7 protein-coding genes are annotated in these 7249 nt (G+C 65.1%); 4 read left to right on the forward strand and 3 right to left on the reverse strand.

What is annotated here, in order from left to right:
- Positions 1-43: 43 nt before the first annotated feature.
- Positions 44-1858 (reverse strand): diguanylate cyclase, encoded by a 1815-nt coding sequence (locus A6A05_RS00880; protein ID WP_245644113.1) that lies wholly within the window; start codon positions 1856-1858, stop codon positions 44-46.
- 158 nt (positions 1859-2016) lie between these two features.
- On the opposite strand from A6A05_RS00880, the gene A6A05_RS00885 reads away from it, so the two are divergent.
- Positions 2017-2232, forward strand: a complete 216-nt coding sequence (locus tag A6A05_RS00885) for a hypothetical protein (protein WP_068496556.1) — start codon at positions 2017-2019, stop codon at positions 2230-2232.
- A gap of 6 nt (positions 2233-2238) precedes the next feature.
- Here the strand turns inward: A6A05_RS00885 and A6A05_RS00890 are convergent, their stop codons facing one another.
- On the reverse strand, positions 2239-2655 hold the full coding sequence (locus A6A05_RS00890) for a PaaI family thioesterase (RefSeq protein ID WP_068496558.1): 417 nt from the start codon (positions 2653-2655) through the stop codon (positions 2239-2241).
- 79 nt (positions 2656-2734) lie between these two features.
- Here A6A05_RS00890 and A6A05_RS00895 point away from each other — a divergent pair, with 79 nt between their 5' ends.
- Genes A6A05_RS00895 through A6A05_RS00905 form a run of 3 tightly spaced genes read left to right on the forward strand, consistent with a single transcriptional unit; the run spans position 2735 to position 6632 of the window.
- Positions 2735-3514, forward strand: coding sequence for an enoyl-CoA hydratase (locus A6A05_RS00895; protein ID WP_068496560.1), 780 nt, complete (start codon positions 2735-2737; stop codon positions 3512-3514).
- Between the two features lie 4 nt (positions 3515-3518).
- On the forward strand, positions 3519-6239 hold the full coding sequence (locus A6A05_RS00900; protein ID WP_068496562.1) for a sensor histidine kinase: 2721 nt from the start codon (positions 3519-3521) through the stop codon (positions 6237-6239).
- 57 nt (positions 6240-6296) lie between these two features.
- Complete coding sequence (locus A6A05_RS00905; RefSeq protein WP_068496565.1) at positions 6297-6632, forward strand: TusE/DsrC/DsvC family sulfur relay protein; 336 nt, start codon at positions 6297-6299, stop codon at positions 6630-6632.
- Here the strand turns inward: A6A05_RS00905 and ybaK are convergent, their stop codons facing one another.
- Positions 6633-7106, reverse strand: coding sequence for a Cys-tRNA(Pro) deacylase (gene ybaK, locus A6A05_RS00910; RefSeq protein WP_068496564.1), 474 nt, complete (start codon positions 7104-7106; stop codon positions 6633-6635).
- Positions 7107-7249 lie beyond the last annotated feature (143 nt).

A 7249-nucleotide genomic window follows, 5' to 3' on the forward strand; every position in this document is an offset into this window, starting at 1 on the left:
GTCCGTACCGCCTTGATTTCTATATCAGATTTGGCAGTCGCTGTCACGAAATCGCAGCACCATCTGGGAAATCCGGGTTCAGGTACAGGAACGACGAGAAGCCGGCGCCGAAATCGTCCAGCGCGAAGGCCAGGCCTTGGGCGCGCAATTCGTTGATCAGCCGCACCACCTCGCCGAAATGGGGCAGGGCCTCGCGCTCGGTCACTTCCAGCACGATCCGGCCGGGGTCGATGCCCAGCCTGGCCAACTGGTCGGGGATGGTCAGCATGCGTTCGTGGTCGGCGAACGACCGGGCGCTCATGTTGACGAACAGCTTGGCCTGGCCCAGCCGGCCGGCGGCCATCACCTTCAAGGCCTGCTCGAAGATGGCGTTGTCGATCTCGGCGGCCAGGCCCAGTTCCTCGGCCTGCTCGATGAACTCGCCGGCGCCGACGATGGCGCCGTCGGGGGCGACGACGCGGGCCAGCACCTCGTAGGCGAACACCGTCTCGTTGTCGGTGTTGAAGATCGGCTGGAAGAACGGGATCAGCCGGCCCTCGGCCAGGGCGCTGCGCACCAGTTCGCCCTTGCTGAAGGTCGAGACGGCGCCGTCATCCTCGTTGCCCAGAACGGCGCACTGGTTCTTGCCGCCGCGCTTGGCCTTGTACATCGCCACGTCGGCGGAAATCGCCAACTTGGCGGCGTCGGCACCGTTCTCGGGAAAGCTGACCAGACCGATCGAGCCGGTGATCCGAAGCGATCCCACCGGCAGGTCGATGGTGGTGCCGGCCAGGGCGGCCCGCAGCTTTTCCGCCACCTGGATCGCCTCTTCGCGTGGGGTCTCGGGCAGCAGGATGGCGAATTCGTCGCCGCCCAGACGGGCGACCACGTCGGTCCGGCGCATCTCGCGCAGCAGCACGCTGGCCAGTTCCTTCAACAGAAGATCGCCGATCGGATGGCCGAAAGCGTCGTTGACCGTCTTGAAATCGTCCAGATCGATCTGGATAAGGCAGAATTCATGGCCGTTGCGCCGCGCGCGGTCGATCTCGTGGCCCAGGAACTCGTCGAACTTGCGGCGATTGTACAGCCGGGTCATCGGATCGTGGACGCTCATGTCCTCGAGCCGGGCGTGATAATCCTCGACGGTGCGCAGCAGCTTGTTGAAATAGTCGGTCAGGTCGGCGACTTCCGAGATGAAGCCCGAACTTTTCACCCGTTGGCGCAGGTCGGTGTGCAGGATGATGTCCTGCATCAGCGCGACCATGTTCGAGATCGGCCGGGCGACGAAGTACTTCACCTTGAAGTACAGGACCGCCGACAGCGACAGCAAGATCACCAGGAAATAGATCAAAACGGTGTTGAGGACGTAATCCAACGACACCTTCAGGGCGTGGACCGGATAGATGATGTCGATCACGCCGTTGACGTCGCCGACCTTGGCCATGGTGTGGCAGGCCAGGCATTCCTCGCGCACCACCAGCGGATACAGGTAGCGGATGCTGGAGGGGTGGGTGTCGAACAGGTCGGTGCCGGTTTCCAGCACCTTTTGCAGCAGCGGGTCGGCCTGGGTGACGGCGACGTCGTTTTCCATCTCGCCGAACTGTTCGATCACCGGCCGGCCGCGCACCACGCGGATGGTCAGGTCTGGCAGGGCGGTCTGCAGGCGGGTGACCACCTCGCCGATCTCTTCCTTGCTCCAGCCCTTGCGCATGGCGGAATAAAGCGCCTCGAACACCAGGGTCGAGGTCTGGCGCGCCTCGTCGCGCGCCAGGTCCTGAATCGACCGTTCGCGGACATGGGCCGACACCAGCACCACCACCACCAGCGCCGCCGCCGTGGCCGCAAGCGACAGCAGGAACACCACCTTCGTGATGCTCACCCTCGAGAAGCTCCACCCTGTCATCGAATTTTCATGTTTCCTCTGTCCCGGCGGCATTTACGCACATATCGGCCGATAAAAAAAGTGTCGGTAGCGGTCGTTGACGCAGACTTTGGAATGGTCCAGCCTGTCTGCGGGGTGGAGCCGGGAGCGTTGGGATGAAAACTGTTGCCGCGATTTCTTTTCGGGATAATCACAGCCTGAGCATGGACATCGAGGATGTCCGCCGCGCCGAGGTCACCGTGCCCATCCAGGCCGATGACGGAACCTGGTGCTGCGAGTTGCTGGTGCGGACCGCCCATGGAACCGTGGCGCTGCAGCTGACCGCCGACACCCCGGAGTTGCTGGTCGTGCACTCGCCCGAACTGGAATAGATTTCGTCAATCGGCCGGAATCGAATAGGTGGCGGTGGCATGGGCCACCAATTCGTCGCTGTCGGCGGCGATCAGCTCGACCGCGCCGACGCCCAGACGGCGGCCCATCTTCAGCAGGCGCGCCTCGGCGATGATCGCGGACGGGCCGGCGCGGCGCAGGAAATTCATGGTCAGGCTGGTGGTCACCGCCATTTCCTTGTGGCCGATGACGGTCAGCACGGCGGCCCACACCGCGACGTCGGCCAGGGCCATCAGCGCCGGCCCCGATACGGTGTCGCCGGGCCGGGCGATGGCGGGCGAGTACGGCATCAGCAGCCGTGCCTCGCCCTTGCCGATGCTGATGACCTGGGCTCCGGTGGCGGCGAGCATCGGCACCTTGGGCAGGTAGTCCCGGTTCAGGATCTCTGGGGTCATGGCGGGCATCGGGTGTTTCCTGACGGCTAAGATGCGGTTACTCTCGAGTGTGCCGGTAACCGCCGGTCGCTGACAAGGGAGGCGACATTTGGATTCGTCCATTCTGCTGTTGGAGGTGGCGGATCAAATCGCCACCATCACCCTGAACCGGCCCGAGGCCAGGAATGCCCTGTCCTTCGCGCTGATGACCGCGATCGAGGGCGCCTTGGCGAAGATCGCCGCCGATCCGGCCATCAAGGTGGTGGTGCTGGCCGCCAACGGCCCTGCCTTCTGCGCCGGCCATGATCTGAAGGAAATGCGCACCCTGCAAAGCCGCGAGCAGGTGGCGAGCGTGTTCGCCCAATGCGCCCGCATGATGACGGCGATCGTGCGGCTGCCGCAGCCGGTGATCGCCAAGGTTCACGCCATGGCCACCGCCGCCGGCTGCCAGATCGTCGCCAGTTGCGACCTGGCCTATGCCGCCGATGGCGCCAAGTTCGCCACGCCGGGGGTCAATATCGGCCTGTTCTGCTCGACCCCGATGGTGGCGCTGTCGCGCGTCGTCGGCCGCAAGCCGGCGATGGAGATGCTGCTGTCCGGCCATCCCGTCGATGCCGCCACCGCGCAAGGCTGGGGCCTGATCAACCATGCCGTTGCCGCCGCCGAGCTGGACGCGGCGGTGTCCGACATGGCCCGCCTGATCGCCGCCAAGTCCGGCTATACCGTCAAGGTCGGCAAGGAAGCCTTTTATCGCCAGCTCGAGATGGATCTGGACCAGGCCTATGCCTACACCGCCGAGGTGATGACCACCAACATGATGGCCGAGGACGCCAGGGAAGGCATCGACGCTTTCATGGGCAAGCGTCCGCCGGTCTGGCGCGGGTGTTGATGCCATGCTGACCGGGCCGGTGATCGTCGGGATCTCGCTGGCCTATCTGCTGCTGCTGTTCGCCATCGCCTGGATCGGCGACCGTCGGGCCGAGCAGGGGCGCTCGCTGATCGCCAACCCGGTCACCTATGCCCTGTCCATCGCGGTCTATTGCACCAGTTGGACCTTCTATGGCAGCGTCGGCCGCGCCGCCTCGGGCGGCGTCGCCTTCCTGCCGATCTATCTGGGGCCGACCCTGATGGCCGCGCTGTCGGCGGTGGTGGTGGCCAAGATGGTCCGGATCGGCCGGACCCACCGCATCACCTCGATCGCCGACTTCATCTCGGCCCGCTATGGCAAAAGCTCGGCGCTGGGCGGGCTGGTCACGGTGATCGCCGTGGTCGGCATCATGCCCTACATCTCGCTGCAGCTGAAGGCGGTGTCGACCACCTTCACCGCCCTGGTGTCGTGGCACGATCCGTCCCAGGCGCACATCGCCGTGCCGGTGCTGGGTGACACCACCTTCTTCGTCGCCTTGGCCCTGGCGGCCTTCGCCATCTTGTTCGGCACCCGCCATATCGACGCGTCGGAACATCACGAGGGCATGGTGCTGGCCATCGCCTTCGAATCCATGGTCAAGCTGGTGGCCTTCCTGGCGGTCGGCGCCTTCGTCACCTTCGGCCTGTTCGACGGTTTCGGCGACATCTTCACCCGCGCCGCCACCGACCCCAAGCTGCGCGAGCTGTTCACCCTGCCCCATGCCGGCGCCTATGGCGACTGGGTGGCGCTGACCGTGCTGTCGATGCTGGTGGTGGTCTGCCTGCCGCGCCAGTTCCAGGTGATGGTGGTGGAAAACACCGACGAACGCCATGTACGCACTGCCGTCTGGCTGTTTCCCGCCTATCTGTTCGCCATCAACCTGTTCGTCCTGCCGGTGGCCTTCGCCGGGCGGATGCTGTTCCAGGGCCAGGGCGTCAACCCCGACCTTTACATGCTGGCGGTGCCGCTGTCGAAGGGGGCCGAGGGACTGGCGGTGCTGGCCTTCCTGGGCGGCTTGTCGGCGGCGGCCAGCATGGTCATCGTCGAGACCATCGCGCTGGCCACCATGGTCTGCAACGATCTGGTGATGCCGGTGCTGCTGCGCATCCGCTGGCTCAATCTTTCGGGGCGCGCCGATTTGTCGGGGCTGTTGCTGTCGATCCGGCGCTGGACCATCGCGGCGGTGGTGCTGCTGGGATACGCCTATGTCCGCCTGATCGGCGATTCCTACGCCCTGGTGACCATCGGGCTGGTCAGCTTCTGCGCCGCCGCCCAGTTCGCCCCGGCGCTGATCGGCGGCGTGCTGTGGAAGGGCGCGACCGAAAAGGGCGCCCTGGCCGGGTTGGTGATGGGCTTCCTGGTGTGGGCCTACACCCTGCTGCTGCCCAGTTTCGCCCGCTCGGGCTGGCTGCCGGCGGCCTTCGTCGAGAGCGGCATGTTCGGGATGGAATTGTTGAAGCCCTATGCCCTGTTCGGCCTGAGCGGACTGGAACCGGTCACCCATTCGCTGATCTGGAGCATGATGGCCAATCTGGGCGCCTATGTGGGCGTGTCGCTGCTGACCACCCACAGCGCCATCGAGCGCATCCAGGCGGCGATGTTCGTCGATGTGTTCCGCCCGGCCAGCGGCGAGCGCGGCCGGTCGCGCTTTTGGCGCGGCACCGCCGGGATCGATGATTTGATGGCCCTGTCGGTGCGCTTCGTCGGCCGCGAGCGGGCCGAACGGGCCTTCGCCCAATGGGCGGCCGAACGCGGCCAGGACCTTGGCCAGATGCGCGAAGCCGACGCCGACATGGTTGGCGCGGTGGAACGCCTGCTGGCCGGCGCCATCGGCACCGCCTCGGCCCGGGTGATGGTCGCCAGCGTCTCGAAGGGCGAGGTGGTCGGCCTGGACGAGGTGATGGAGATCCTGGACGAGGCCAGCCAGATCATCGCCTATTCCCAGAAGCTGGAAGCGGCCACCGCCGAACTGAAGGCCGCCAACGAGCGCTTGAAGGAACTGGACCGCATGAAGGACGACTTCATCGCGACGGTGACCCATGAATTGCGCACGCCTTTGACCTCGATCCGCTCGTTCTCGGAAATCCTGTTCGACAATCCCAGCCTGGACGAGGCCCAACGCCAGGAATTCCTGAATATCATCATCAAGGAAAGCGAGCGCCTGACCCGCCTGATCAACCAGGTGCTGGACATGGCCAAGATCGAGTCCGGGACCATGGTGTGGACCATGGAGGAGGTCGAGCCCAAGGCCCTGGTCGAGGACGCGCTGGCCGCCACCAAGGGCTTGTTCGAGGACAAGGGCGTCACCCTGGAGGCCCGGCTGGAAGACGGTCTGGCCCCCTTGACCACCGACCGGGACAAGCTGATCCAGGTGGTGATCAACCTGATCTCGAACGCGGTGAAGTTCGTCGAGACCGGCAGCGGCCGGGTCGAGGTCACCCTGACCGGCACGGCCGATTCCATCGAGATCGCGGTCGGCGATAACGGCCCCGGCATCCCCGACTGGGCCCGCGAAACCGTGTTCGAGAAGTTCCAGCAGGTCGGCGACACGCTGACCAACAAGCCGCAAGGCACCGGCCTGGGCCTGGCCATCTGCCGCTCGATCGTCGAGCGTCTGGGCGGCCGGATCGGGCTGGACGCCCAGCTGTCGCCCGGTGCGACCTTCCGTTTCACCATTCCCTATCAATCTTCCTGCCGTCCCCATTGACGAACGGCCGCGGTATCCCCACTCTATCAGAAGTCTCTAATGGAACAGGGGGTTTTGATGCCCGAACTCATGGTCAATGGACAACCCGTCGAGGTCAGCGAGGCCGGCTGGCTGGAAAATTGTCAGGTGTGGAACGATGACATCGCGCGCGCCATCGCCGTCGCCGAAGGGGTCGAGCTGACCGACGAGCACTGGGATGTCATCCGCGAGGCGCGGGCCTATTTCGACGAATACGGCATCGTCGCCGAGCAGCGGGTGTTCATGAAGCTGTTGAAGGAAAAGTACGGCCCCGAACGGGCCAGCCAGCAATATCTTTACCAGCTGTTCCCGCATGGGCCGCTGAAGCAGGGCAACAAGATCGCCGGCCTGCCGCGCCCCAAGGGCTGTTCCTGATCAGACGGCCAGATCGATGACGGTGGCCCCGGTGACGGCGACCAGGTCGGCCGGGGCCGCCTTGATCTGCAGGCCGCGCCGGCCGCCATTGACCACCATGAAGGCGAAAGCCTGCGCGCTGGCATCCATGAACACCCGAAGCCGCTTTTTTTGGCCCAGGGGCGAGATGCCGCCGACCTTGTAGCCGGTGATCCGTTCGGCGTCGGGGGCCTTCATCATCGCCGCCGCTTTTTTTCCGGCCACATGGGCCAGGGCCTTCAGGCTCAGTTCCTTGTCGGACGGGATGATGGCGATCACGGCCTCGTCTGCGGCCATCACCATCAGGGTCTTGAATACCTGGGCAGCCGGCAGGCCCAGCGCCTCGGCGGCCTGCAGGCCGATGCTGGGGGCCTCGGGATCGTAGGTATATTCCAGCAGCTCGAACGGCCGGCCGGATTTCTTCATCTGAAGGGTGGCGGGGGTGGCCTTGGACATGGCGCCCTTTCATACCGGCGAACGCTCGATCTGACTCGGCGGGGCTTGCCAACCAGCGGCAACCATGAATCACTGGGGTTCCACCAGATACAGGGGGAACCATGTTCGGTAGGCTCAAGATATCGGAAAAGATGACGGCGGCG

The sequence above is a fragment of the Magnetospirillum moscoviense genome, from assembly GCF_001650635.1.
Lineage (GTDB): Bacteria > Pseudomonadota > Alphaproteobacteria > Rhodospirillales > Magnetospirillaceae > Magnetospirillum > Magnetospirillum moscoviense.

Excerpts from the sequence above, each read along its gene's own strand:
- ybaK (WP_068496564.1), bottom strand. The coding sequence starts at position 7,106 with ATGTCCAAGGCCACCCCCGCCACCCTTCAGATGAAGAAATCCGGCCGG.
- A6A05_RS00905 (WP_068496565.1), top strand. The coding sequence starts at position 6,297 with ATGCCCGAACTCATGGTCAATGGACAACCCGTCGAGGTCAGCGAGGCC.
- A6A05_RS00890 (WP_068496558.1), bottom strand. The coding sequence starts at position 2,655 with ATGCCCGCCATGACCCCAGAGATCCTGAACCGGGACTACCTGCCCAAG.
- A6A05_RS00900 (WP_068496562.1), top strand. The coding sequence starts at position 3,519 with ATGCTGACCGGGCCGGTGATCGTCGGGATCTCGCTGGCCTATCTGCTG.
- A6A05_RS00885 (WP_068496556.1), top strand. The coding sequence starts at position 2,017 with ATGAAAACTGTTGCCGCGATTTCTTTTCGGGATAATCACAGCCTGAGC.